This is a genomic window from Rothia sp. HMSC072B03 (assembly GCF_001809565.1).
Classification (GTDB): Bacteria; Actinomycetota; Actinomycetes; order Actinomycetales; family Micrococcaceae; genus Rothia; species Rothia mucilaginosa_A.
Window position 1 is genome coordinate 54530 of record NZ_KV797963.1, and the last position, 25316, is coordinate 79845.

General features: G+C 64.6%; 20 protein-coding genes. All 20 read right to left on the reverse strand.

Translation table 11 applies throughout. The features are described 5' to 3' along the window. Positions 1-91 precede the first annotated feature (91 nt). The 20 genes from HMPREF2630_RS00415 to HMPREF2630_RS00510 all read right to left on the reverse strand — a co-directional run bounded on the left by HMPREF2630_RS00415 (position 92) and on the right by HMPREF2630_RS00510 (position 24968). On the reverse strand, positions 92-1423 hold the full coding sequence (locus HMPREF2630_RS00415; RefSeq protein ID WP_070482807.1) for a M16 family metallopeptidase: 1332 nt from the start codon (positions 1421-1423) through the stop codon (positions 92-94). Between the two features lie 25 nt (positions 1424-1448). Continuing rightward, entirely contained in the window at positions 1449-2495 is a 1047-nt protein-coding gene (locus tag HMPREF2630_RS00420; RefSeq protein ID WP_168162470.1) for an acyltransferase family protein, read from the reverse strand. Between the two features lie 143 nt (positions 2496-2638). Then, positions 2639-4858 carry a polyribonucleotide nucleotidyltransferase gene (locus HMPREF2630_RS00425; protein ID WP_070482813.1) on the reverse strand — a complete coding sequence of 740 codons (2220 nt, stop codon included), beginning with the start codon at positions 4856-4858 and terminating at the stop codon, positions 2639-2641. A 404-nt stretch (positions 4859-5262) separates the two neighbouring features. Beyond that, the gene (gene rpsO / locus HMPREF2630_RS00430; protein WP_049332781.1) at positions 5263-5532 is read right to left on the reverse strand and encodes a 30S ribosomal protein S15; all 270 of its coding nucleotides are present in this window, start codon (positions 5530-5532) and stop codon (positions 5263-5265) included. 267 nt (positions 5533-5799) lie between these two features. Continuing rightward, a complete protein-coding gene (locus HMPREF2630_RS00435) occupies positions 5800-7200 on the reverse strand; it encodes an amino acid permease (RefSeq protein ID WP_049344384.1) in 1401 nt (466 codons plus the stop codon). 230 nt (positions 7201-7430) lie between these two features. Continuing rightward, the gene (locus HMPREF2630_RS00440) at positions 7431-7769 is read right to left on the reverse strand and encodes a hypothetical protein (RefSeq protein ID WP_049344379.1); all 339 of its coding nucleotides are present in this window, start codon (positions 7767-7769) and stop codon (positions 7431-7433) included. Positions 7770-7989: 220 nt separating this feature from the next. Further along, positions 7990-8889 (reverse strand): 5'-methylthioadenosine/S-adenosylhomocysteine nucleosidase, encoded by a 900-nt coding sequence (mtnN, locus tag HMPREF2630_RS00445; protein WP_049344378.1) that lies wholly within the window; start codon positions 8887-8889, stop codon positions 7990-7992. Beyond that, entirely contained in the window at positions 8889-9347 is a 459-nt protein-coding gene (locus HMPREF2630_RS00450) for an S-ribosylhomocysteine lyase (RefSeq protein WP_049344376.1), read from the reverse strand. The genes mtnN and HMPREF2630_RS00450 overlap by 1 nt, the downstream gene beginning before the upstream one ends. A gap of 206 nt (positions 9348-9553) precedes the next feature. Next, a complete protein-coding gene (locus HMPREF2630_RS00455) occupies positions 9554-10594 on the reverse strand; it encodes a bifunctional riboflavin kinase/FAD synthetase (protein WP_049344374.1) in 1041 nt (346 codons plus the stop codon). Positions 10595-10758: 164 nt separating this feature from the next. Beyond that, a complete protein-coding gene (locus HMPREF2630_RS00460; RefSeq protein ID WP_070482816.1) occupies positions 10759-11535 on the reverse strand; it encodes a DUF4345 domain-containing protein in 777 nt (258 codons plus the stop codon). Between the two features lie 163 nt (positions 11536-11698). Then, a complete protein-coding gene (truB, locus tag HMPREF2630_RS00465; RefSeq protein WP_070482819.1) occupies positions 11699-12790 on the reverse strand; it encodes a tRNA pseudouridine(55) synthase TruB in 1092 nt (363 codons plus the stop codon). Next, complete coding sequence (rbfA, locus tag HMPREF2630_RS00470) at positions 12791-13231, reverse strand: 30S ribosome-binding factor RbfA (protein ID WP_049332795.1); 441 nt, start codon at positions 13229-13231, stop codon at positions 12791-12793. Positions 13232-13491: 260 nt separating this feature from the next. Next, positions 13492-16257: a translation initiation factor IF-2 gene (gene infB, locus HMPREF2630_RS00475; protein WP_070482822.1), complete on the reverse strand. Its 2766-nt coding sequence runs from the start codon at positions 16255-16257 to the stop codon at positions 13492-13494. A 200-nt stretch (positions 16258-16457) separates the two neighbouring features. Then, on the reverse strand, positions 16458-16811 hold the full coding sequence (locus tag HMPREF2630_RS00480) for a YlxR family protein (RefSeq protein WP_070482825.1): 354 nt from the start codon (positions 16809-16811) through the stop codon (positions 16458-16460). Positions 16812-17046: 235 nt separating this feature from the next. Continuing rightward, the gene (gene nusA / locus HMPREF2630_RS00485; RefSeq protein WP_070482828.1) at positions 17047-18153 is read right to left on the reverse strand and encodes a transcription termination factor NusA; all 1107 of its coding nucleotides are present in this window, start codon (positions 18151-18153) and stop codon (positions 17047-17049) included. A gap of 109 nt (positions 18154-18262) precedes the next feature. Continuing rightward, positions 18263-18934: a ribosome maturation factor RimP gene (gene rimP / locus HMPREF2630_RS00490; RefSeq protein WP_070482831.1), complete on the reverse strand. Its 672-nt coding sequence runs from the start codon at positions 18932-18934 to the stop codon at positions 18263-18265. A gap of 2 nt (positions 18935-18936) precedes the next feature. After that, positions 18937-20769: a proline--tRNA ligase gene (locus tag HMPREF2630_RS00495; protein ID WP_049344368.1), complete on the reverse strand. Its 1833-nt coding sequence runs from the start codon at positions 20767-20769 to the stop codon at positions 18937-18939. Between the two features lie 147 nt (positions 20770-20916). Continuing rightward, the gene (locus tag HMPREF2630_RS00500; RefSeq protein WP_239663167.1) at positions 20917-21984 is read right to left on the reverse strand and encodes a GNAT family N-acetyltransferase; all 1068 of its coding nucleotides are present in this window, start codon (positions 21982-21984) and stop codon (positions 20917-20919) included. A gap of 311 nt (positions 21985-22295) precedes the next feature. After that, positions 22296-23438 carry a flavodoxin-dependent (E)-4-hydroxy-3-methylbut-2-enyl-diphosphate synthase gene (gene ispG, locus HMPREF2630_RS00505; protein ID WP_049332807.1) on the reverse strand — a complete coding sequence of 381 codons (1143 nt, stop codon included), beginning with the start codon at positions 23436-23438 and terminating at the stop codon, positions 22296-22298. Positions 23439-23612: 174 nt separating this feature from the next. Then, positions 23613-24968, reverse strand: a complete 1356-nt coding sequence (locus HMPREF2630_RS00510; protein ID WP_049344365.1) for a M50 family metallopeptidase — start codon at positions 24966-24968, stop codon at positions 23613-23615. Between the last annotated feature and the right edge of the window lie 348 nt (positions 24969-25316).

Genomic DNA, 25316 nt, shown 5'->3' on the forward strand with positions numbered 1-25316 from the left:
CCCGTTGGTCACTCTCATGAGAGTGACCAACGGGCCTTTCGATTTCCCGTAGCTCTATTTCAAACGGCGAGGGGCCGATGCCCCGCACGAGCTACCGCACGATGGTCGTAATCATCTGCTGCTCACCCAGGAAGGCGGCGAGATTGCGTACCTCGTCGAGGGAGACGGCGCGAATCTTCTCCAGCAGCTCGTCGGTGCTCGTGAACTGGCCAGAATCCATCTCCGCGCGGCCCAGGCGGGACATGCGCGAGCCGGAGTCCTCGCTGCCGAGCACGGTGGAGCCGGCCAGCTGACCGCGCACCTTCAGCAGCTCCTCCTCGGTGATGCCGGCAGCCGCGAGCTTATCGAACTCGTGGCCCATGACCTCGCGCACCTGCTCGGTCTTGGCGGGCAGGCAGCCGGCGTACATGCCGAAGTAGCCGGCGTCCGAGTAGGCACCGGAGAATGCGAAGGTGCTGTACGCCAGGCCGCGCTTCTCGCGGATCTCCTGGAACAGGCGCGAGGACATGCCCGCACCAAACGCGCTGGTCAGCACGCTCAACGCGTAGCGGCGGTCGTCGCCCGCGATGATGCTCGGGCAGCCCATCACGATGTTGGTCTGCTCAAAGCCCTTCTGCACCTCGCGCAGCTCGCTCAGCGGCACGATGCCGCTGTCGGTACGCACGCGGCGCGGCGCGGGGGCCACGCCCTCCCGCAGGTCCCAGCCGTAGCGGGTGAGCGACTCCAGCACGAGGCGAACCATGGTGCTGTGCTCCAGGGAACCGGCGGCGGAAATCACCAGGCGATCCGGGGTGTAGTAGCGCTTGTAGTGCTCCCACACGGCGTCACGCGGGACCGCCTGAATCTCCTCGGGGGTGCCGCCGATGGGGCGTCCGAGGGGGTTGGCGCCCATGAGCTGCTCCACGAAGTTCTCAAAGGCGACGTCGGTCGGGTCGTCCTGATCCATCGCGATTTCCTCGAGGATTACCCCGCGTTCCTGCTCCAGGTGGGCGGGATCCAGCAGGGCGTTGGTCACCATATCGGTGATGACGTCCACGGCCATGGGCGCGTCGTCGTCGAGCACACGCGCGTAGTAGCAGGTGTGTTCTTTGGCGGTCAGCGCATTGGACTCGCCGCCCACCGCGTCGAAGGAGGACGCAATGTCGAGCGCCGTGCGGGTACCGGTGCCCTTGAACAGCAGGTGCTCCAGAAAGTGCGTGGAGCCGAGCATGCCGGGAGCCTCGTCACGCGAGCCCACCCCCACCCAGAAGCCGATGGACACGCCACGCGTGCCGGGCATCTTCTCGGTGATGACGCGCACGCCACCGGGCAGGATGGAGCGGCGCACCTCGTTGCCGCCCGCGCCCTCGTAGATGAGGCGGCCACGCTCGTAGTCGAGCTCCTCGGCAATGGCGTCAAGCTCGACGGGCAGGGAAATAGACATTCAGTGTCCTTCGATGTGAGTTCGGTTAGCTAATCTTTTGTTCGATGGGACGCGGCAGGGTAAAGAGCGGAATCCGGAGCTTTCGTGCGCAGTACCCCAGCAGCAGCGAGGCAAGGATCGCAAAGATCGTACCGCCCACCAGGAACAGAGGTACCGAGAAAAGACCAGACTTCGTCAGTACGAAACGGAAGGCGGCACCGCACACGATGTGCGCGATAAAGATTTCCAGGGAGTGGCGTCCCAGGTAGGCGAGCCAGCCGCTCCACGGAACCCGTGCCAGCAGGTAGGAGATCGAGAGCACCGCCAGCGACGACAACAGGGAGGCGACAATACCGACAGCAACGGCCGCCGGGTTGTTCGCAAAGTACGGCACGACGGTCGGCGGAGCGGCCTGCACATTCACCAGGATGACGGTGTAGACGACCAAACCAACGACCGCGATAACGGCATGAACCGCCAGCGATACAGACTCCATCATAGCCTGGAACTTCTCGTGGCCAAGAGCCACGCCAAGCATGAAGAAGACCGCCAGGGAGATACCCTGCGTTCCCACGTAGTCACCGCTGTAGCCCCAGAACGCAACGGCAAGGATTGCGCATACCGCCACAATAACGTAGGCCTTGACGTCCTTCTGCCAGACGCGCCCCAGCACAGCGATGATGGTGACAATCATGAGCCAGGGGAAGAACCAAAGCTGCCCTTCGGGCTTCCACAGCTCCAGCAGGCTCATCACAGTCGTCTTATCGGAAGAATTAGACGGAAGTACAAGCTTCATACCCACCTGTAGAACCTGCCAAATGACGTACAGGTATCCGAAGAGAACCAGACGTTTCGTCAGGTACGAGGAGGGAGTAGTCTTCAACGCTCCTCGCGACACGAACAGGCCGCTCAGGAAGGCAAAAACTACCAGGTGCCAGAAGTAAACCCCGTAATCCAGCATGAACTTGTAGGGGCGCAGGGCCTCGGTGCCCAACCCTGACGCCCACATTCCTCGATGAATATGACCAAAGACGATCGCGATAATCGCGAGGCCCTTGGCAACGTCAATCGTCGTATCTCGTCGAGTCGACAATTCCGATATTCCTTTCATAGCGAGAACAGCAGTCTGCATTCTGTTGTTCTCTATCCTCATGAAAATGAGGGGCGCCCGGCACACCCGGCGGGGAGTGAACCGCACCGGGTGCGCCGAACGCCCCTCATCGTTAGACGGGTCGACTACTCGTCGTCGCCGCCCTCAACGACCGGTGCGAGCGAGAGCTTGCCGCGGTCATCAATCTTGGTGATCTCCACCTGAACCTTCTGGCCCACGGAGACAACGTCCTCGGCGTCAACCACGCGCTTGCCGCCGTTGAGCTTACGCATCTCGGAGATGTGCAGCAGGCCGTCCTTACCGGGGGTCAGCGAGATGAAGGCGCCGAAGTCGGTCACCTTCACCACGGTGCCCAGGTAGCGCTCGCCAACCTCGGGAACCTGCGGGTTCGCGATGGCGTTCACGGCGGCGCGGGCAGACTCGGCGGAGGGGCCGTCGGCTGCGCCGATGTACACGGTACCGTCGTCCTCGATGGAGATGTCTGCGCCGGTGTCCTCCTGAATCTGGTTGATCATCTTACCCTTGGGGCCGATGACCTCACCGATCTTGGCAACCGGAATCTTCACGGAGATAATGCGCGGTGCGTACTCGCTCATCTCGTCGGGTGCGTCGATGGCGCTGGTCAGCACATCCAGGATGTGCAGGCGAGCCTCGCGGGCCTGGGTCAGCGCACCGGCCAGCACGGAGGCGGGGATGCCGTCGAGCTTGGTGTCCAGCTGAATAGCGGTCACGAACTCAGAGGTACCTGCCACCTTGAAGTCCATGTCGCCCAGTGCATCCTCGGCACCCAGGATGTCGGTCAGGGCGGCGTAACGGGTCTCGCCGTTCACTTCGTCGGACACCAGACCCATTGCGATACCCGCAACGGGTGCGCGCAGCGGCACGCCGGCGTTCAGCAGGGACAGGGTCGAGGCGCAGACCGAACCCATGGAGGTCGAGCCGTTGGAGCCCAGAGCCTCAGAAACCTGGCGGATAGCGTAGGGGAATTCTTCGCGCGAGGGCAGCACCGGGGTGATTGCACGCTCGGCCAGGGCGCCGTGACCGATTTCGCGGCGCTTGGGCGAACCCACACGGCCGGTCTCACCGGTGGAGTACGGCGGGAAGTTGTAGTGGTGGATGTAGCGCTTGGACTTGAGCGGGTGCAGGGAGTCCAGCTGCTGCTCCATCTTGAGCATGTTCAAGGTGGTGATACCCATAATCTGGGTCTCGCCACGCTCGAAGAGGGAGGAGCCGTGCACGCGGGGCAGGACCTCAACCTCGGCGGTGAGCTGACGGATATCGGTCAGGCCGCGGCCGTCGATGCGCACCTGATCGGTGAGGATGCGCTGGCGCACGATGTGCTTGGTCAGGGCGGCGAATGCCACGTCGACCTCGTCGTCGCGCTCTTCGAATTCCTTGCCCTCGCCGGTCAGAGCCTCCTTGAGGTCTTCCTTCAGCTCGGCTGCGGCGGCTTCGCGCTCCTGCTTGCCGGCGATGGAGTACACCTCGACCAGGCGGTCTGCGGCGAATTCCTTCACGGCTGCGTCCACGTCCTCGCCGTGGCCGCCGAAGAAGGGCAGCTCGAGGGCGGGCTTGCCGGCGCGGGAGGCCAGGTCGGACTGAGCCTTGCACAGGGCAGCGATGAAGGGCTTAGCGGCCTCCAGACCCTGAGCGACGACCTCTTCGGTGGGGGCGGTCTGGCCGTCCTCCTTGATGAGCTTCCAGGAGTTGTCGGTGGCCTCAGCCTCGACCATCATGATGGCGACGTCTTCGGTACCGTCGGCCTTGGTGACGATGCGACCGGCCACGGCCATGTCGAACACGGCGTTCTCGAGCTGGGAGTACTTGGGGAAGCAGACCCACTGGCCGTCAATCAGGGCTATGCGCACGCCACCGATGGGGCCGCTGAAGGGCGCGCCGGAGAGCGTGGTCGATGCCGAAGCCGCGTTAATCGCGAAGGTGTTGTAGATTTCGTCCGGGTTGTAGGTCAGGACGGTCACGACGACCTGCACCTCGTTGCGGATGCCCTTGGTGAAGGCGGGGCGCAGCGGGCGGTCAATCAGGCGGGCTGCCAGAATGGCCTCGGTGCTGGGGCGGCCTTCGCGGCGGAAGTAGGATGCCGGGATCTTGCCGGCTGCGTACATGCGCTCTTCCACGTCCACAGTCAGCGGGAAGAAGTCGAAGCCCTCGCGGGGAGACTTGCCGACCACGGTTGCGGAGAGCAGGGTGGTCTCGTCATCGATGGTGACGAGCACCGAGCCGTTAGCCTGCTTGGCGAGACGGCCGGTTTCAAAGCGCACGTGGCGCTTACCGTAAATGCCGTTGTCGATTTCGACTTCGGCAAACTGGATTTCGGGACCTTCCACGGTTCCTTCTTTCTCTTGGTCAGCCGGTGCGTAGCGCACGAGTCGGCCTTCGATAGGAAACCACGGCACCGCTCCCCCGCCGTCATCGCGCCGGTTGGCTCCGGCGGTTCCGGGCAGAGTCCCGCACCGTTCGTATGTGCTGAGGGGTGTTATTCCGTAATTCGCTACCGAGGACCGCGGCGTGTGCGCTCGCGGCTGGTTTTCTGTCATGGTTGGTGGGGTGTGCCCACCGGACGGTCCGGGCCGTCCGGCCCGCGACCGGTTGGGGTGAGCGCCCCCGAACGCGGCAGTACGGACGTGCCGACGCCCGCGCCTTACGAAGAAGGCGAGGAACAGCTACAGCACGTCCGCACGAACCGCCGCGGGGCGGTTAATCACCGCGTGAAGCGTCAAACGCTCCCGTTTTATCGGCGCAGGCCCAGGCGCTCGATCAGCGAACGGTAACGCTCGATGTCGACGCTCTTGAGGTAGCCGAGCATGTTGCGGCGACGACCAACGAGGATCATCAGGCCGCGACGGGAGTGGTGATCGTGCTTGTGGAACTTCAGGTGCTCGGTCAGGTCGGAGATACGACGAGACAGAACTGCAATCTGAACCTCGGGCGAACCGGTGTCGCCCTCGTGGGTTGCGTATTCCTTGATGATTTCCTGCTTGATAGCGGGATCCAGTGCCACTTTTAACTCCTAGAGTTAGTACCGCATACGTCCCGTACGGACGGTTGCCGCCGGGTGGTGGGCTTGCGCCCTCAATACACGACGTCTGCTGCGGACTGCAGACGCGTTCTTCCCATTCTACGCTACCGGGACGCGTTCGCGGAAGAGCGCACAAAAGCCCGGCGGCAGGTAGCTCATCACACTACCGGCCGCCGGGCTTTCGAGGCGAACGTTCACACGGGCGCTACTCGGTAGCCGCTACCGCCGGGTTCCCGATGGCTTGAGTGCCTACGCCGCGGCGCGAGCGCGCACCACCACGAGGCGGTAGTAGCCCAGCAGGAACAGGCACCAGAGTGCACCCATCACCAGCGCCAGCTGGGTGTCGGCGAAGAAGCCGAAGAGCACCACGATAAAGATCATGAACGCCAACGCCAGGTAGCTCAGCCACAGGGGCTGGCGTACCGGCTGCGCCTCGGTATCGGCGCCGCTGCGCTTGAAGGCAATGTGCGCCAGCAGAATCATGACCCACACGAATACGGTCGCGAAGGTTGCCAGGGAGGCGACCACCTCAAAGGCGTTCTCGAAGAGAACGTTCACGATCACGCCGACCGCCATGACCAGCACCATGAGCAGGGTGGTCATCCAGGGAGCGCCGTTCTTGGTAACCTTCGCGAAGGATGCGGGGGCCAGCTTCTGCTTGGCCAGGCCGTACATCATGCGGCCGGCACCGTACACATCGGCGTTCAGGGCCGAGATAGCGGCGGTAATGATGACCACGTTCAGAATCGAAGCGGCCGCGGGGATGCCCAGTCCCTCAAAGATCTGCACGAACGGCGAGTTCTCCTTCGAGACCGAGTACCAGGGGTACAGGGACATGATGACCGAGAGAGTCAGCACGTAGAAGATGAGGATGCGGAACGGCACCGTGCGAATCGCCTTGGGAATCGAGGTGCGCGGATCCTTCGCCTCACCCGCAGCGATGCCGATGTTCTCGATACCGCCGAAGGCAAACATCACCACGGTGAAGCAGGCGAGGAAGCCGGTAAAGCCGTTCGCGAAGAAGCCGCCGTCCAGGGCCCAGAGGTTCGTGACCGAAGGGCCGACTTCCTCGTGCGCCTGCACGCCCACGAAGAGCAGGGCGATGCCGCCGACAATCATGGCGATAATGGCGCTGACCTTCACTAGCGTAAACCAGAATTCTGCCTCGCCGAAGGCCTTGACCTTCGCCAGGTTAATGGCGAGCAGGATCAGCAGCACCGAGACAATCCAAATCCACGAGGGACTGTTCGGGAACCAGAACTTCATGTACACGGCGAAGGCGGTCACGTCCGCGACGGCCACCAGCGCCATCTCTAGGGCGTAGGTCCAGCCGGTCACGAAACCGGCCCAACGGCCCAGGTAGAGGGTCGCGTACTCGGAGAACGCGCCGGCGACCGGGTGTGCCAGGGCGAGCTCGCCCATCGCACGCATCACCATGAACACCGCCGCGCCGCCGATGACGTAGGCCAGCAGTACGGAGGGACCGGCCAGCTGAATCGCGGAGGCGGAACCGTAGAACAGACCCGTGCCGATGGCCGAGCCAAGGGCGATGAACATAATGTGGCGCAGGGAGAGGCCGCGCGAGAGCTGTCCACTCTCGGGGCTGCTCGGCGTTACCGATGCGTCCGGGGTCGGGTTGGTTTGTGCCATTTTCCTTTACCTCGTGGGGGTTGCCCGCTTGTGGCGGGTATGTCTTGCGTGTTACGTGCGGCGCCGGTCGACGTCGCGGTATTCACTCCCCATCGAGTGATGGGGCGTTGCGCAGAAGGTGTTGCCTTCGCGCGTCGCCCCGTGCGTCACCGCCGCGGCCAAGAAGCCGGGCGGAACGCAAAAGACGGCGGGAAGGCAACGTTGCCTTTCCGCCGTCTTTTCGTCAAAGACTACTTCTGTCGCTTACGTCCAATGACGATAGAGCACAGAGCGGTTGCAGCAGTCACAGTGTAGACTGCGGGCCACGCGCCAAGCTTCTTGGCGAGCGGATGAGCGGCGCCGAACGCGCCGAGGTAGACAGCGGTGAGGAAGGTGGCACGGCCTGCGCCAGCCTTACGCTTCCAATTCTTGTAAGCCACGGCACCGCACAGTGCCAGGATAGCGCCACCGAGCGGGCGGATGCCGGTGCTAGATGCAACCTTGTAGCCACCGAGCAGACCGGTGACGGAGGCGAGAGTCGGGCAGAACTTCACGACGTACTCCTCTGTGAGATCGGATAGTTTCCTCATTCATAGTACTCCACGACACACAGAATGTATATTCACCGCGGTTAATATTTCTGCATTTCTTACGGACCGGATGCATCAGGTGCCTGATCGCAAAAAGACTGGGACGCAAAAGGACCAGTACAAAAATACCGGCACAAAAGAACCGGGGCGCAAACCCGTCAGGTTCACGCCCCGGCACTTGCCGCATGCGAGCTCACTTTGTGCCGCATGCTCTAGAGCTTTAGAGAGCCAGCTCCAGGTCCTCCAGCTCGGCCTCGGTCCACAGCTCTGCGGCCAGCTGCAGGGCGTAACGCGCCGAGCGGGGGGCCACAACATCCACGGAGAGGTGGAAGTCCTGATCGGCCTCCGGGCCGCACAGATCAGACACGCAACGCACCCCGATAAACGGAATCTCGTAGTTGTGGCAGACCTGCGCAATGGCGGTGGTCTCCATGTCGGTGCTGATGGCGCCCTCGAAGGCCTCACGGGTGTCCTTCACGTTGTGGGCGGTCACGAAGGAGTTGCCCGCAAGCATCTGGCCGCGGCGCACCTGCCACGAGCCCTCGGCCTTCTCTGCAGTGCGCGCAGGCTCCAGGGCGGCCAGGGCGTGCGCCAGGGCGTCCTGCCACTCGTCCGCCTGGCCGTCGTAGCTTTCGGGCATGCCCGGAACCTGGCCGCGCGCGTAACCGAACGCGGTCGCGTCGGCGTCAGTGTAGGTGTAGTTCTCGCCAATCAGCACGTCGCCCACGTTAATGCCGCGCGCCAAACCGCCGGCGGTACCTGCGCTAATGACGCCCAGGCAGTTTGAGGCGTAGCTAATCGCCTCTGTCACGGCGCTCGCCGCATTCACCAGACCAATCTTGGAGCGAACCAGCAGCAGGGGCACCTGGTCCTCGCCCACCTGCAGGTAGCGCGGGTGGAACTGGGCGGCGCCCTCGGTGAAGGAGGGCTGCAGCTCCTCGGTCACCTTCAGGAATGGTGCGAGCTCCTCGTCCATGGCAACCTGAATGATGATGGCGTTGGACATGCCGTCCATCAGCTCAAACATGCTGTTGAACGCCTCAGCCGGGTCAAAAGCGTTCGGGTCAAAGTCCACCGGGTTGAAGGCGGCGGTGAAGGCCTCGGGAATCTGCTCGCTCACTACGCCATCACCTGCGCCCACTCATCGCGTGCCGCGAGGAACTCGCGGGCCGCAACCTGCGCACCCTCGAGGGTGTGGTTGGCGCCCCAACCGCACTGCACCTCGTTCGCCGCCGGAACCTCGGTCGCGTTGAGGATGTCGTTGAGGGTTGCCTCCAGAATCGGGAAGAACTCCTCGGGCTCCAGGCCCAGGGTCAGCGCGTAGAAGCCGGTCTGGCAACCCATCGGGGAGAAATCAATCAGGCGGTCGGTGTGGTTGCGCATGTGCTCGGCGCTCAGATGCTCGATGGAGTGCACGGTCGGCATCTCCAGGTGCGCGGTGTTCGGCTGGGTGAAGCGGATATCGTACTTGATGAGGGTGTCGCCACCGGGCAGCACCTTACGGTCGGCGATGCGCACGTAGGGGGCCTTAACGGCACGGTGGTCAAGGTTGAAGGATTCGACGTTCATTTTTTCCATGACTCTATCTTCTCTTAACTTTGCCGTTTCGCGTCCCCGGTCTCACGAAGGGCTGAGAACGCTTGAGCACCGGGGCCATGCGGGTACGACAAACCCCGGCGGCAGGTACGAAACCTGCCGCCGGGGTTCAAGCGTTCTACGCGTGAGGTGCCGGATGCGACGCGCGGGTCAGCGCCGGGATGTTGACCGCGGCTTTCGTCCGCGACCTACGCCTCGAGACTCTCCGCCTCGGACTTCTTCTCGGAATCCTTTTCGCCCCGCACGGAACGCTCCGGCGGGCAGTAGGTCTTCGCATCCTCGGCCAGCACCTCGCGGGTCTTGGCCACGTCATCGTTAATCTGCTCGATCAGCGCCTCCACACCGGTGTAGGCCACCATGGGGCGAAGTCGCTTCACGAACTCGATGAGCACGTGCTGACCGTACAGGTTGAAGTCTTCCACGCGTTCCTCGGGGCGGTCAATCACGTGCGCCTCCACCTGGCGGTGCTCGATGCCGTCAAAGGTCGGGTTCGTACCCACCGAAATGGCGGAGGGGTGGCGGGTACCCGCCTCATCCACGAGCCAGCCGGCGTACACGCCGTCCGCGGGCAGCAAGCCTCGCGCCTCAAAGTCCAGGTTCGCGGTCGGGAAGCCCAGCTCGCGGCCACGCGCCAGACCGTGCACGACCTCGCCGGCCATCATGTGATGGCGGCCCAGCAGCTCGGTCGCGGCCGGCATGTCGCCCTCCAGCAGCAGCTGGCGGATGCGTGTCGAGGAGCAGCGGGTGTTCTCATCCACCATGAGGTCCTCCACGACCACGACTTCGAAGCCGTACTTCTCCCCCAGCTCACGCATCGTGTTCAGGTCGCCCGAGTTGTTACGGCCAAAGCGCACGTCGTCACCAATCACCACGTAGCGGGCATTGAGGCCGTCCACGAAGGTGGTCTTCACGAACTCCTCGGGGGTCTGCTGCGCAAACTCCAGGCTGTAGTGCAGCAGCAGGTAGTCCTCCAGGCCCAGCAGGCACATGTAGTGGCGGCGAGCGCCCTGGCTCATGATATCGTGGTGGGCCACCTCGGGGCGGTGCACCTGAATGGGATGCGGGTCGAACGAGACCGCGATGGAGCGCAGACCGTGCTCCTCAGCGAGGGACACCACGCGTGAAATCACGCGGGCGTGCCCACGGTGCACGCCGTCAAAGTTGCCGATGGTCACGACCGAGGGGCCATAGCCGGCGGGGACGTCGCTCAAAGCGGTGTAGAGGGTCACGGGCTCTCCTGAAAAGTTAAATGTACCTCTCCATCCTAGACCACGGGCGGCAGGATAAAGAATTAGCGGGCACTCATCGCTAGAGAATGGAACGGGGGCTCGGCAAGCGCCCCGAAAAAGCCCGGGACGAGCCCCTCTCGGGGCCCTCCCGGGCGCATACGAGCCTACTTGCGGCCCTTGGCAGCCGCGGCGGGCTGGGTTCGGGATGCGTTAAGCATCTCCTGGCGGATTGCGTTGGACTTGTTGATCCAGCCGTACCACACCAGCAGGCAGGGCGGGATGACCAGCTCGGTCACCATCAGCACGATAAGAATCCAGTTCGGGGTGCCGAAGTTCACCCAGGACAGGATGCGGCCCACACCGCCCAGGAACACCACCAGGCACGAGAAGGCCAGCATGTTCACCCACTTGAACTTCAGGGCGATGAACACGAAGGAGAGGCCCACGCCCACGTAGGTCGAGGCGAAGAAGACGTAGTTCGACTGCACCGAGGAGTTAGCGAAATCGGTCGGGGCGTCGGGCACGGCCGACACACCGCCGAAGACCTGCCACAGGCCGTAGGCAATCATGAACAGGCCGTACAGGGCCACGGCCGCGCGGAAGGCCGCACGGTTCTGAGGCTTTGCCGCCTCCTCGATGCTCTGGGGGCGGGCGAAAGCCTCGCGGGTCGCCTTCTTCTCGGCCTTCTTGTCTGCCTTCTTCTCGGCCTTGGAGGCGGTGGGCTTCGCGGAGGCCGAAGGGCTCACGCGCACGCCCTCGGGAGCCTTCGCCGCCGAAATATTGGTCTCCTGCTCGGCGGCACCGACGGTGCCCTTCACCTGGGGAACCGGGGCGGTGTGCGGTTCGGCCTGCGAGGTCTTCTGCGCGGCCTCGCGCTCTGCGGCCTTTTCTGCGGCGGCCTTCGAGACGTTACGCTCGGAGGGCGTCAGGTTCTCGCTCATGTTCTCTCCTTGAGTTGGGCGCCCCACGCGGGGCGTCTGCGAGTGTTTGGCTGTGTGTAGGGGCCTGGCCCCGAGTGTGAGGGGTTCCCCGAGTGAGCGGGGAGGCGTCGAAAGGCGAGCTATCCGATAGGCGCTCTAGGATAAGCTCCCTAGGATAAGTTTCCTAGTCGAAGGAGCGGTTTGCCTCAAAAACCAGCACCGGGGCGGCCTGCACCTTCCCGCGCTGCTTCTTGTTCTCCAGCAGGGCCACCAGGGTGCCGTCAGGGGCAAAACCCGCCACGATACCCTCGACGCTGGCGTGCTGAATCGCGCCCTGCTCGTCGGCGCTCGCGTGGGCGGAGCGCTTGACCACGGTGCCATCGCCGCTGGGGGCGATGCGCCGCCCGTAGGAGATATCGCTCGCCTCGGCTGCACTGAGCTCGCGGGCCCCGAAAATACGGCGGGCGGCCTCTTCCAGCGGTAGCAGGGGCAGGTCCTCGAGGGGCCCCTCGGAGGCCTCGCGGCGCGCCGTCAGCTCGGCCAGGTCGGCCGCATCCTGCAGGTGCACCGCGCCCACGCGGGTTCGGCGCAGCGCCGTCAGGTGACCGCCAGTGCCCAGGGCCTTACCCAAATCACGGGCCAGGGCACGAATATAGGTGCCCGAAGAGCACGAAACCGTGACCTCGCAGTCCACGACGGGAACCGAGGTCGCCGCGTGCTCCCCCTCGGGGTCCTCGACGACGTACTCGGCGAAACCGGCAGTTACGGAATGTACCGTGAACTCGCTGATGGTCACCGGGCGGGCGGGAAGCTCAACCTCCTCGCCGCCGCGCACGCGCGCGTAGGAACGCACCCCGTTAATCTTGATGGCGGACACCGCGGAGGGAACCTGCATGATGTCACCGCGCAGGCCGGCCACCGCCTCCAGGATGCGCGCACGCATCTGCTCGGGGCCCATGGCGGTCAGGGCCTCCACGGCCTCGGGGTGGGCGGCGGTGTGCTCGCCCTCGGCGTCCTCGGTCAGCGTCTCGATGCCCAGGCGAATCGTGGCGTCGTAGGTCTTGTCCTGGCCCACCAGGTAGGTCAGCAGCTTCGTCGCCTTATTCACGCCCAGAATCAGCACACCGGTCGCGGCCGGATCCAGGGTACCGGCGTGGCCGACCCGTCGGGTTCCGGAGATGCGGCGCATCCGCGAAACCACGTCGTGGCTGCTCATCCCGGCGGGCTTATCGATAACCATCAGGCCCGAGGGGCCCTGGGGCTGCTTCTTGGCCACTTAGGCGTCCTCGTCCGCTTCGTCCTCGTCCTTCTTGTAGGGGTCGGCGTCGCCGGCGTACTGCGCGCCCTCGGCGGCGGCGGCCAGCTTGGCGTCGCGCTCGCGGGTCTCGCGCAGCAGGGACTCAATGTGGAAGGCGTTCTCGGGCACCTCGTCGGCCACGAAGGTCAGGGTCGGGGTCAGGCGCGCGGTGATGTTCTTACCCACCTCCGAACGCAGAATACCCTTAGCCGATTCGAGGGCCTTCTTGGTGTTGGCGGCGTCCTCTTCGGAGCCGAGCACCGTGTAGTAAATGGTTGCGTGCTGCAGGTCGTTGGTCACGCGGGCATCGGTGACGGTCACGAAACCGAGGCGGGGGTCCTTCACTCGGCGCTCGAGGGCCTTCGCCACGATGACCTTGATGCGGTCTGCAAGTCGTGCCGCGCGGGCTGCGTCAGCCATGTGTTTCTCCTTGTCTGCGGTTGATGGGGCCGCCCGGGCCCCGGTTGGTTCCGGTTGGTTCCGGTGGATTTCGAAGCGGGGTGGGCGGTCGCCTCGAGATGTCGGTATCTCGAGGAGGGAATTCTAGATACAAAAATTCTATGGGTTGGGGGCAGGATACGGAAAGCGCCCGCCCCCGCTCCCCCGCTCGCTGGCCTCCGGTCACGGAACCGGGTACCTGCGGGCGGGGTGCGGGTCACGGGCGCATCAGCATGGGAGCCTTAGACGCGCGGCTTCTCGCGCATCTCCCAGGTCTCGATAATGTCGCCTTCCTTGATGTCGTTGAAGGAGCCGAGGCCAATACCGCACTCGAAGCCTTCGCGCACCTCGGTGGCGTCGTCCTTGAAGCGACGCAGCGACTCGATGGTGAGGTTGTCCGCCACCACGGAGCCGTCGCGCACCAGGCGAGCCTTGGCGTTGCGCTTGATGACGCCGTCCTTGACGATCGAACCTGCGATGTTGCCCCACTTGGAGGAGCGGAAGACCTCGCGGATCTCTGCCGAGCCGAGCTCGACCTCCTCGTATTCGGGCTTGAGCATGCCCTTGACGGCCTGCTCGATGTCTTCGATCGCACGGTAGATGACCGAGTAGAACTTCATCTCGACACCCTCGCGGTCGGCCAGCTCGGCCACGCGCTCTGCCGGGCGGACGTTGAAGCCGATGATGACCGCGTTGTCCACGGTTGCCAGGTTCACGTCGTTCTGGGTAATAGCACCCACACCGCGGTGGATGACGCGCAGCTGAACCTCGTCGCCACCGGCGTCGATCTTCATCAGGGACTCTTCCAGTGCTTCCACGGCACCGGAGACGTCACCCTTGATGATCAGGTTCAGGGTATCCATCTTGCCCTCGGCCACGGCGGCGTCGAAGGACTCCAGGGTGACGCGCTTGCGACGCTTAGCCAGCTGGGCGTTACGGTCGGCTGCCTCACGCTTCTCAGCGATCTGGCGGGCGGTGCGCTCTTCCTCGGTGGAGAGGAAGGTGTCACCTGCGCGCGGCACGGTGGACAGACCCAGCACCTGCACGGGGCGGGAGGGGCCGGCTTCCTTCACAGCCTGGCCGTTCTCGTCGAACATTGCACGGACGCGGCCGTGTGCCACACCGGCAACAATGGCGTCGCCAACGCGCAGGGTACCGGACTGAACCAGGACGGTGGAAACCGCACCGCGGCCCTTGTCCAGGTTGGCCTCGATGGCCACGCCGCGGGCTTCCTTGTTCGGGTTAGCGGTCAGCTCGAGCACGTCGGCGGTCAGGGTGACCGCCTCCAGCAGCTCGTCGATGTTGGTGCCGTTACGTGCGGAGACGTCCACGAACATGGTGTCGCCACCGTACTCTTCGGGGATCAGGCCGTACTCGGTCAGCTGGCCACGGATCTTGTCCGGGGAGGCGCCTTCCTTATCGATCTTGTTCACAGCAACCACGATCGGCACGTTAGCTGCCTGTGCGTGGTTCAGTGCCTCAACGGTCTGGGGCATCACGCCGTCATCAGCTGCGACCACGAGGATTGCCACGTCGGTGACCTTCGCACCGCGGGCACGCATAGCGGTAAACGCCTCGTGACCGGGGGTATCGATGAAGGTGATGGCGCGGTCTTCGCCCTCGACGGTGGTGTGGACCTGGTACGCACCGATGTGCTGGGTAATGCCGCCGGCCTCACCCTCGATAACGTTGGTGTGGCGGATGGCGTCCAGCAGGCGGGTCTTACCGTGGTCGACGTGACCCATGACGGTCACGACCGGGGGACGAACCTCCAGAACATCCTCGCCCTCAGCCTCAAGCTCTGCTTCGAGGTTGATGTCGAAGGACTCGAGCAGCTCGCGCTCCTCGTCCTCGGGGGACACAATCTTGATGACGTAGCCCAGCTCGGCGCCCAGTAGCTCGAAGGTGTCCTCGTCGAGGGACTGAGTCTGGGTAGCCATCTCACCCAGGTGGAAGAGCACCGTAATCAGCGAGGCCGGGTTTGCGCCAATCTTCTCGGCGAAGTCCATGATGGAGGCGCCGCGGCGCAGACGAATCTCGGTCGAGCCGTCGCCGCGAGGAACAACCACGCCACCGGGTGCCGGTGCGTTCAGCTGTTCCTGCTCGTGGCGGCGAGCTGCCTTCGACTTGCGGCCCTTACGCTTGGAGCCACCGCGACCGAATGCGCCCTGGGCGTTGCCGCGGCCGCCGGGGCCGGGACGACCCGGACCGCGGTTGAAGCCGCCGTTACCGCGACGTGCGCCGCCGCCGTTACCGCCACCGTTGTTAGAGCCGGATGCGCCGCCACCAACGTTGGATACCTTCGGCATCATCGAGGGGTTCGGGCGTGCACCACCGGAGGAACGCTGTGCACCGGGACGTGCGCCACCTGCGGGACGGGGACCGCCGTTACCACCGGGACGTGCGCCGCCCGCGGGACGGGGGCCACCGTTACCACCGGGACGACCGTTACGTGCCGGACGGGGACCGCCTGAACGCTGCGAGTCGCCACCATTGCGCTTCATGCCCTGCTGGGGTGCGAAGGGGTTGTTACCGGGGCGTGGGCCGGGCTTGGGGCCGGGCTTCGGAGCGGCAGGCTTGGGTGCTGCCGGCTTCGGAGCGGCCTCGGGGCGGGCCATACCCTGCTGCGGGGCAAAGGGGTTGTTGCCGGGGCGGGGGCCACCGGGCTTGGGTGCTGCAGACTTTGCGGCCGGCTTCGGAGCGGCCGGCTTGGCGCCGGGCTTCGCTGCGGGCTTGGGGGCCGACTGTGCGGCTGCAGGCTTGGGTGCTGCCGGCTTTGCGGCGGCGGGCTTCGCGGCCGGCTTGGGAGCCGGCTTCGCTGCCTTGGCCTCTGCCGCGGGAGCAGACTGCTTGGCGGGGTACGCCGCGCGCAGCTTCTTCAGCACCATGGGGTTCAGGGTGGAGGAGGAGCTCTTAACGAACTCGCCCATCTCCTTGAGCTTGGCGATAACTTCCTTGGAAGGTACGCCTACCTCTTTAGCAAACTCGTGTACTCGAGGCTGAGCCAAATTTTCTCCTATCCCGGTCCGCACCGGGATAGGTGCGGACTCTAATGTATACGGGGTGCGCGCCGAGGGGCGCGCCAATTCGTGAAGTTACCGGTGGGTGAGCACGGGAAGGTACTCATTTCGCGGCACTCATTAGATATCCATCAGTTTTCTGACTCGCTTTCAGATAAGAAGTCGTCAAACTCGTTGACTAACAGGGGCTATGCGGTGCCGGGTGCGGCTTCTGGCGAGGACTCGCGCGCCGTCAGGACGGCTCGAATCTGCTCGCAGCAGGCCTTCAACGCGGCGGCGGGTACCGCCCTCTTGAAGGCGCGGGCCAGGCCGTTCTTCTTCTCAAGAGCGGCCACGCACGCTTCGCTCGGGTGAATCCAAGCGCCTCGCCCGGGCATCGTTCCCGCGGTATCGGGTAGATATCGCGGGGTGCCGGCCTCATCGGAGGCGGGCTGAACGCTCACGATGCGCAGCAGATTTCGCCGTTCATCGCGAGTGCGGCACCCAACGCAGGTGCGAATCGGCGGTCGAACGGAGGCGTCGCTGGGGACCGGTTGGGTCACGGCTCTGCCCTCCTTATGTTCTGTCGGAGCCCGATACGATGCGCGTTTAATGCCTGGGCCGGAGCGAATCCAGGGCGCGCGAGAGCGTCCGGTGTGTTCCGGCACATCTTAATAGTGTATCCCGTTTTTGATTTTTGTGGGTAAAAATGTGAGGTAGGCGCAGGGCGCGGGGTCTCCCCCGGCACCCTGCGCCTACCTCCCCTCCGCGGTTTACGCGGACGGATGCTGGTCTGCCTTACTCGGCGTCGGCGGCCGCCTCAACGGCTGCTACCTCTGCCTCTTCACCGGCCTGCTCGGCGGCGGCTTCCTCGGCGAGGCTACGTGCCACGCGCGCGGCGACCTCCTCCTCGGCACGCACCTGGGCGTACTTCGATTCGGAGAGAATGTCGATGCGCCAGCCGGTCAGCTTCGCGGCCAGGCGGGCGTTCTGACCCTCGCGACCGATGGCCAGGGATAGCTGGTCATCCGGCACCACGGCACGGGCGGAGTACTCGCGCGGGTTCGCGATGATTACCTCGGTGACCTTGGCCGGGGACAGTGCCGCAGCAATGAAGGTTGCCGGGTCGGTCGAGTAGTCAACAATGTCGATCTTCTCGTCGTTCAGCTCGGCGGCCACGGCGCGCACGCGGGCGCCCATATCGCCGATGCAGGCGCCCTTAGCGTTGATGGTCGGGTTCTTTGCCGAAACGGCAATCTTCGAGCGGTGGCCGGCCTCGCGGGCGATGGAGTTAATGGTGACCAGGCCCTCGGAAATCTCGGGGACCTCGTGCTCGAACAGGCGCAGCACCAGGTTCGGGTGCGAACGGGAAATCACGATCGAGGGGCCCTTGGGGCCGCGGCGTGCCTCCACCAGGTAGGCGCGCAGGCGGGTGCCGTGCGGGTACTTCTCGCCGGGAACCTGCTCGTTACCGGGCAGAACGGCCTCGACGGTGCCCAGGTCGACCTGGACCATGCGGGGGTTGTTGCCCTGCTGAACCACGCCGGACACCAGGGTGCCCTCGCGGTCCTTGAACTCGCCCAGCACGGAGGCGTCCTCGGCGTCGCGCAGACGCTGGGACAGCACCTGGCGCACGGTGGCGGCAGCGATACGGCCAAAGTTGTTCGGGGTGTCGTCGAACTCGTCAATCTTCTGGTTGTTCTCATCGAGCTCCGGGGCGAGAATCACGAACTCGCCGGTGGTGCGGTCGATGACGGCACGCGAACCCTTGATGGCGCCGGGCTGCTTCAGGTACGCGAGCAGCAGGGCGTTCTCAACCAGGGTGAAGAGCTCCTCCATGACGAGAGAGCGCTGCTTCGCCAATGCGCGCAGTGCGCCCAGGTCAATAGTTTTAATATCCTCCACGCTTTTCAGCCTTTCCCAGTTAGCACGGCGCCGGGACGCTCTCCGCGCCCCGGCTCCCGAACGGTATATACCCGGCACGGAACAGCCCGTGCCTAGAGCTTTAGTGTCTCTATTCTACCGGTTCAACCGGAGAATTGAAGTCAATTTCGACATGCGCAGAACCGATATTTTCCCACGCAACCAAAGCCGGTTCGTGGTACGACTCCTTCTGCCCCTTTTTGGTGTTCTTCTTACGCGCCAGGACCGGGCCCTCATCCTGCACCTCGAGGAGGCGGGCCAGGTACTCGGTGCCGTCGGGTGCGGTGACCGCAACCAGGCGGGTGCGGGCACGCTCCCAGTGGCGGTGCTCCTTCAGCGGGCGGGTTGCGCCCGGCGAGGAGACCTCCAGCTCGTAGGGGAAGAACTCGTCGTTCGCATCCGCACGATCGAGAGCACCCGAAATCGCACCGGAAATCTCCGCGAGGGAATCCAGCGACAGCGAATCGGTACGTTCGGCGGTGTAGTCCACCGTAATCTTCACGGTGCGGTTGGCGGCCGGGCCCGAAATCTTCAGGCCCTCCAGCACGAGCGAGAACTCCTCGAGGACGGGGGCAATCGCCTCGGCGACCTCCTCCTCGCGGATCGCGCGGGTGCCCACGCGCACCGGCGCATCCACCACGGGCTCACGCTCGGCGCGGGTGCGCGAGGTGTTCACACCGTTCGCGGCGCGGGATGCTGCGCGGCGAGCGCGCGCATTGGGGGCGCTCTTCTTGGTTCCGGAACGCTTCGGCTTGTACGCCACGGTTATTCTCCCTTGACCTCTGCGATGACCTCGGCCACCGCGTTCTCAGCGGACACCTCGCGAGCCTCGCCGCTACGGCGGTCCTTCAGCTCGAGCACGCCGTCCTTGAAGCCGCGGCCAATCACCAGGATGGTCGGAACGCCCAGCAACTCGGCGTCGCCGAACTTCACGCCGGGGCTGGTCTTGGGGCGGTCGTCCAGCAGAACCTGCACGCCGGCGGCCTCGAGGGAGGCGCTCAGCTCGTCGGCGTAGGAGTGAGAAGCCTCATCCTTGCCGGTGACGACGATGTGCACGTCGGCCGGGGCCAGGTTGCGAGGCCAGATCAGGCCCTTCTCGTCGTGGTTGCCCTCGGCGACGGCACCCAGCGCGCGGGTCACGCCCACGCCGTAGGAGCCCATGGTCACGGTCTGCAGCTTGCCGTTCTGGTCCAGAACCTTCAGGCCCAGGGACTCTGCGTACTTGCGGCCCAGCTGGAAGATGTGACCCATCTCGATACCGCGGGCTGCCACCAGCTCGCCGGAGCCGTCCGGTGCCGGGTCACCCTCGCGCACCTCGCAGGCCTCCAGCACGCCGTCGGCGGTGAAGTCGCGGCCGAAGACCAGGTTCACCACGTGCTTGCCCTCTTCGTTTGCGCCGGTCACCCAGCGGGTACCGCGTACCACGCGCGGGTCCACGAAGAAGGGGATGCCGGTTGCGGAAGCTACGGCGGCCTCGTCCTCGGAGTGCGCGCCAAGCAGGGGCGCATCCAGGCTCAGGCCGGGGCCAACGTAGCCCTTGACCAGCTGCGGGTAGGCCTTCAGGTCCTCCTCGCTGGCCGCCTCAACCTCGACCTCGCCGCCGATGCCCAGCAGCGCGCCGATGTTGACCTCGACGCGGCCCAGGTCCACGGAGCGGTCGCCGGGAACGCCCACGGCGAAGACCTTGCGCTCGCCGGAGGGGGTGATGACGGTGCCGAGGAAGCACTTGAGGGTCTGGGAGGCTTCCAGAGTGCCCTCGAGCTTCTCGGAGTGCAGCTCGTTCATGCGCTCGACGAGAGTCTCGATGGTTGCGGAATCGGGGGTATCCACGACGATTGCCGCCGGGGTGGACTCGGTAATCTCGATTTCCTCGGGCACCACGGTGGTCACGGCCTCGACGTTTGCCGCGTAGCCGCCGGCCGAACGCACGAAGGTGTCCTCACCGATGGGGGTCGGGTGCAGGAACTCCTCGCTGCGGGAGCCGCCCATCGCACCGGACTGTGCGGTCACGATGACGATCTCCAGGCCCAGGCGCTTGAAGATGCGCTGGTATGCGGCGCGGTGAGCCATGTACGCCTCGTTCAGGCCCTCGTCGTCGATGTTGAAGGAGTAGGAGTCCTTCATGACGAACTCGCGGCCGCGCAGCAGGCCGGCGCGGGGGCGCGCCTCGTCGCGGTACTTGGTCTGAATCTGGTACAGGTAGACCGGCAGGTCCTTGTAGGAGGAGTACAGGTCCTTGACCAGCAGGGTGAACATTTCCTCGTGGGTGGGGGCCAGTAGCATGTCGGCGCCCTTGCGGTCCTTGAGGCGGAAGAGGTTATCGCCGTACTCGTCCCAGCGGTTCGTGGCCTCGTAGGGCTCGCGGGGCAGCAGCGCGGGGAAGTGCACCTCCTGCGCGCCGATGGCATCCATCTCTTCGCGAATGATGTTCTCGACCTTGCGCAGTACCTTCAGGCCCAGGGGTAGCCAGGTGTACACGCCGGGAGCGGCTCGGCGAATGTAACCGGCGCGAACCAGCAGCTTGTGGCTGGCGACCTCGGCATCTACGGGATCCTCGCGCAGGGTGCGCACGAAGAGATTGGAAAGGCGAAGTACCACGATTCTCCTTGAAAAGGTCGGTAGGTGAAGTCTGGGTGCCTCTCGCACGGGCGGCACGCCCGCCGGAGGGCACAGTCGTCTTTAATTCTATAGCGTTTTCGTAAAGCCCGGGAACGGCGGCGCGGTGCCCCGCAACCGTCCGAGCGGCTAATTCTCAAAGATGATGGTCGAGAACCGGCCAATCGGCACCCAACCGGTGCCGCTGTACAGGGCCACCGCCGCCGCGTTGTAGTCGTTCACGTAGAGGCTCAGGTGCCTGTAGCGGCGCTGCAGCACCCGCGAGGCCGCCGCGAAGAAGGGTTTTGCCAGGCCCAGGCCGCGGTAGTCCGGGTGCATCCACACGCCCTGCACCTGCGCGGTGTCCAGGCTCGCGATGCCCGCGTCCGCCTTAAAAATCACGCGGCCGGAGGCGTCCGTCACGATAGCGCACCGCTTCGCGCGAATCAGCCCGTGCAGGCGGGCGCGGTAGCCGTCACCGTAGCGGGCAATCGGGTCGAAGCCCACCTCCTCGGTGAACATGGCAGCCGCAGCGACCAGCAGCCGCTCCTCGTCCTCCACGGTGGCCAGGCGCGCGTAGCCGACGCTCTCGACCGGGCGGTCAAGCTCCAGCGGATCCTGCGGGGGCGGCAGGTTCTCCGGCAGGGAGGGCAGGGGCGCCTCGTAGAGGGCAGAGAGGTCCTCCTCCGGGGGCAGGTAGAGTAGCGGTTGCACGGGCCGTTCCGAAAGCACGCGCGTGCGCGGATCGTAGACATCGCTCAGGCTCGGCTGAATCAGGTGTAGCAGCGGGACGCTCGAGGAAGGCCTCTCCGTCTCCTCCGCCATCTGCTGCATCCGCTCCCACAGGGGCATCACGTAATCGCTCTCGCCAAAAATCGAGTCCGTGCGCACCCCCACCTGCAACAGCAGCTGGGCCAGGGCGTCACGGTGCAGCGCGCCGATGCTCCCCTCCTCGGCGCAATCACCGCCTCCGGGAACCTCCTCGTAGGCGCAGCACAGGCGCACCGGCACCACATTCGAGCCCAGCAGCACCACGCAGCACAGCGTGTCGCCGCGGGCGCACCCCACGAACCCCTGGTAGTGCTGCAGGGGGATGGGCGGAGCCGACTTGGGTAGCGGAACGGCCGCGTAGTGCTCGATGGGGTACAGGTTCGGAATTGGGTCCCCGAAGAGAATCTCCTCCAGGCCGTCGCGCCAGTGCGTATCCAGGACGAACACCTGGTGTTTCAAGGGGTCGTGCGGCTCGGGAATGGGAGGGGCCTCCTGTGTGTGCCGCGGCCTGCGGCGGAAGGGAGAGCGGGAGAAAAAATGAGTGAACATGAACGGATAACGGGTGAGAGTGAGCGGATACACGCGCCCAAAAGCGCGTACTCCAAGAATACGCTGTCGCCGCCGGGCAAAGCACCTTCGGCGACCTGGTTTCTTCCACGGGACGAAGAAATCAGCCGGGATGAAGAAAAACAGCGAAGGCGCCCTCGCGTGGAGGACGCCTTCGCGTGCATGAATTTTATGGGTTGGGGGCTAGCCGATTAGCTCACCGAAACGGCCGGGGAACCCTCGGGAACGTACTCGCCCGAAGCTTCCATCTCGGCGGCAATACGGGTTGCCTCCTCAATCAGAGTCTCAACGATCTGATCCTCGGGCACGGTCTTGATGACCTCACCCTTCACGAAAATCTGGCCCTTACCGTTACCGGAGGCCACGCCCAGGTCGGCCTCACGAGCCTCACCCGGACCGTTCACCACGCAACCCATCACGGCAACACGCAGCGGAACCTTCATGTGCTCCAGGCCCTTGGTCACGTTCTCGGCCAGCTCCCACACGTTCACCTGCGCACGACCGCAGGAGGGGCAGGACACGATGTCCAGCTTGCGGGGGCGAAGGTTCAGCGACTCCAGAATCTTCGAGCCCACCTTCACCTCCTCCACCGGAGGGGCGGAGAGGGACACGCGAATCGTGTCGCCGATGCCCTCGGACAGCAGAATACCGAACGCAACCGAGCTCTTAATGGTGCCCTGGAACGCCGGACCGGCCTCGGTCACGCCCAGGTGCAGCGGCCAGTCGCCGCGCTCAGCCAGCTGGCGGTACGCCTCCACCATCACGACGGGGTCGTTGTGCTTCACGGAAATCTTGAAGTCGTGGAAGCCGTGCTCCTCGAAGAGCGAAGCCTCCCACACGGCGGACTCCACCAGGGCTTCCGGGGTGGCCTTGCCGTACTTCTCCAGCAGACGCTTATCCAGCGAACCGGCGTTCACGCCGATGCGCAGAGAAGTGCCGTGGTCCGAAGCCATCTGCGCGATTTCCTTGACCTGGTCGTCAAACTTACGGATGTTGCCCGGGTTCACGCGCACGGCACCGCAGCCAGCCTGAATAGCGGCGTACACGTACTTCGGCTGGAAGTGGATGTCGGCAATCACCGGGATGCGGGACTGCTTGGCGATGATGGGCAGAGCCTCGGCGTCCTTATCGGTCGGGCAGGCCACACGCACGATATCGCAGCCGGCAGCGGTCAGCTCCGCAATCTGCTGCAGGGTCGCGCCAATGTCGTGGGTCTTCGTGGTCGTCATCGACTGCACGGAAATCGGAGATTCAGAGCCAACACCCACGGAGCCCACCTTGAACTGGCGGGTTTTACGGCGCGGCGACAGAACCGCGGGAGCGGGCTTCGGCATACCAAGGCTGACCGACAAGGTTTTCCTCCATACATGAGTTGTGAAAGACGGTTATGCGTCTTTCTTTCAGCTTTTTATTGTGCCACTGACGCGAAAGAAACCACTAATACGGGTACCCTTACCGCGCGTAACATCACATCTTTTAGGCAGTGCGAAGAGAGCGAAACATCCCCCTTAGAAAAGGGTGATCGGTTTGACGACGTCGGCGATAATCAGCACCACCGACATCAGGATGAACGCACCCGCCACCACGTAGGTCAGCGGCAGAAGCTTCACCGGGTCGAACGGGCCCGGATCCTTACGCCCGGTCAGACGCGCGAAGAAGCGACGCGCACCCTCCCAAAGGGCGCCCAGCACGTGGCCGCCGTCCAGCGGCAACAGCGGAATCAGATTGAACGCGAAAAGCATCAGGTTCATATTCGCCACCAGCGAGACCAGCATCGCGGCCTTCGACTTCAGGTCGATGCGATCGGTGGCCGTCACCTCACCGGCAATGCGGCTCACACCCACCACCGACACGGGCGACTCGGCGCTACGCTCACCACCGGTCACCAGGGTCACCGCCAGATCCCACACGCGCTGCGGCAGCGAAAGCATCGAGGTGCCCACCTTGGCGAGGGTATCCCCCACAATTCCGGGGACCTCGGTAATGGAACCGGGCACCAGCTCGCTCGACGGGGAAACGCCCACGAAACCGCCGCGGGTCGTCGCAATCGAGCCGTCCTCGGCACGCGCGTACTGGCCCTTACCGTCAGAGACCGGGCGAATCATCTCAACCGGGGTCACCGACAGGTCCAGGCGCTGACCATTACGCTCCACCGTCAGGGTACTCGGATGAGAACCCGCCGCACGAATCGCCGAAGACACCGCCTCCCACGAACCCGTCGACGTGCCGTTCACGGCAACCACGCGGTCGCCCACCTGCACGCCGGCAGCCTTCGCGGGCGAGGGGGTGGACTTATCCGTGCACTCGCCGTAGCTAATCGAATCATGGGTCACGCTCACGCTCGGCACGCACTCAGACACCGCCGACACCTTATTCGTCACCTGCGCCGTACCGAAACCGCACACCAAAATAGCCGTGCAGACCACACCAATCAGCAGGTTCATGGTCGGACCGCCCAGCATAATCACCATGCGTTTGAGCACCGGCAGCTTATAGAACAGGCGGTTCTCGTCGCCGGGCTGCATGCGCTCAGCGTCCGCCGCACGCGCCTCCTCAGCCAGGGACGCGAAGGGGCTCGTACTCCCCGAATGACCCTCCGTATGGTGCTCCTTCACCTCGGTGGGGCTCGGCGGGTACATGCCAATCATCGAAATGTAACCGCCCAACGGGATCGCCTTGAAACCGTACTCGGTCTCGCCGCGACGGAAAGAGAACACGGTCTTACCGAAGCCAATCATGTACTGCGGAACGCGCACATTGAACAGCTTCGCGGGCACCAGGTGCCCCACCTCGTGCAGGGCAATCGAGACGGCAATAGCGATTGCCATGAGGATAATGCCCACAGCGTACAGCAGGATTTCCACGCTTTTTCTCGTTTCGGTTCGGGGATACGAAGCTTCTAGGATACTCGCTTAGCCTGTGAAGGCGCCCTCCCCCGCCTCATGTGACCATGCAGGACGGTGTGGGTGGGTACGCTATACCCTTCCTCCGCTCCTACAGGGGAACCCACCCTCTCGGGCGCTCCGCTCTCTCCTTGCTTCGCTGCGGAGAGCACCCGAGAGGGTACCCTGATGTCGCTTCCGGAGGGTATAGCTACCCTGCGCTCCAGCTTGGCGCCTCACGCGGAGGGGCGGTGTTCGTCCTCATTCTGCACCATAGCGTTTGGGGAGGCACGCCGCATATTTCCTCCGCGCCTACGCAGGGGCACCCGT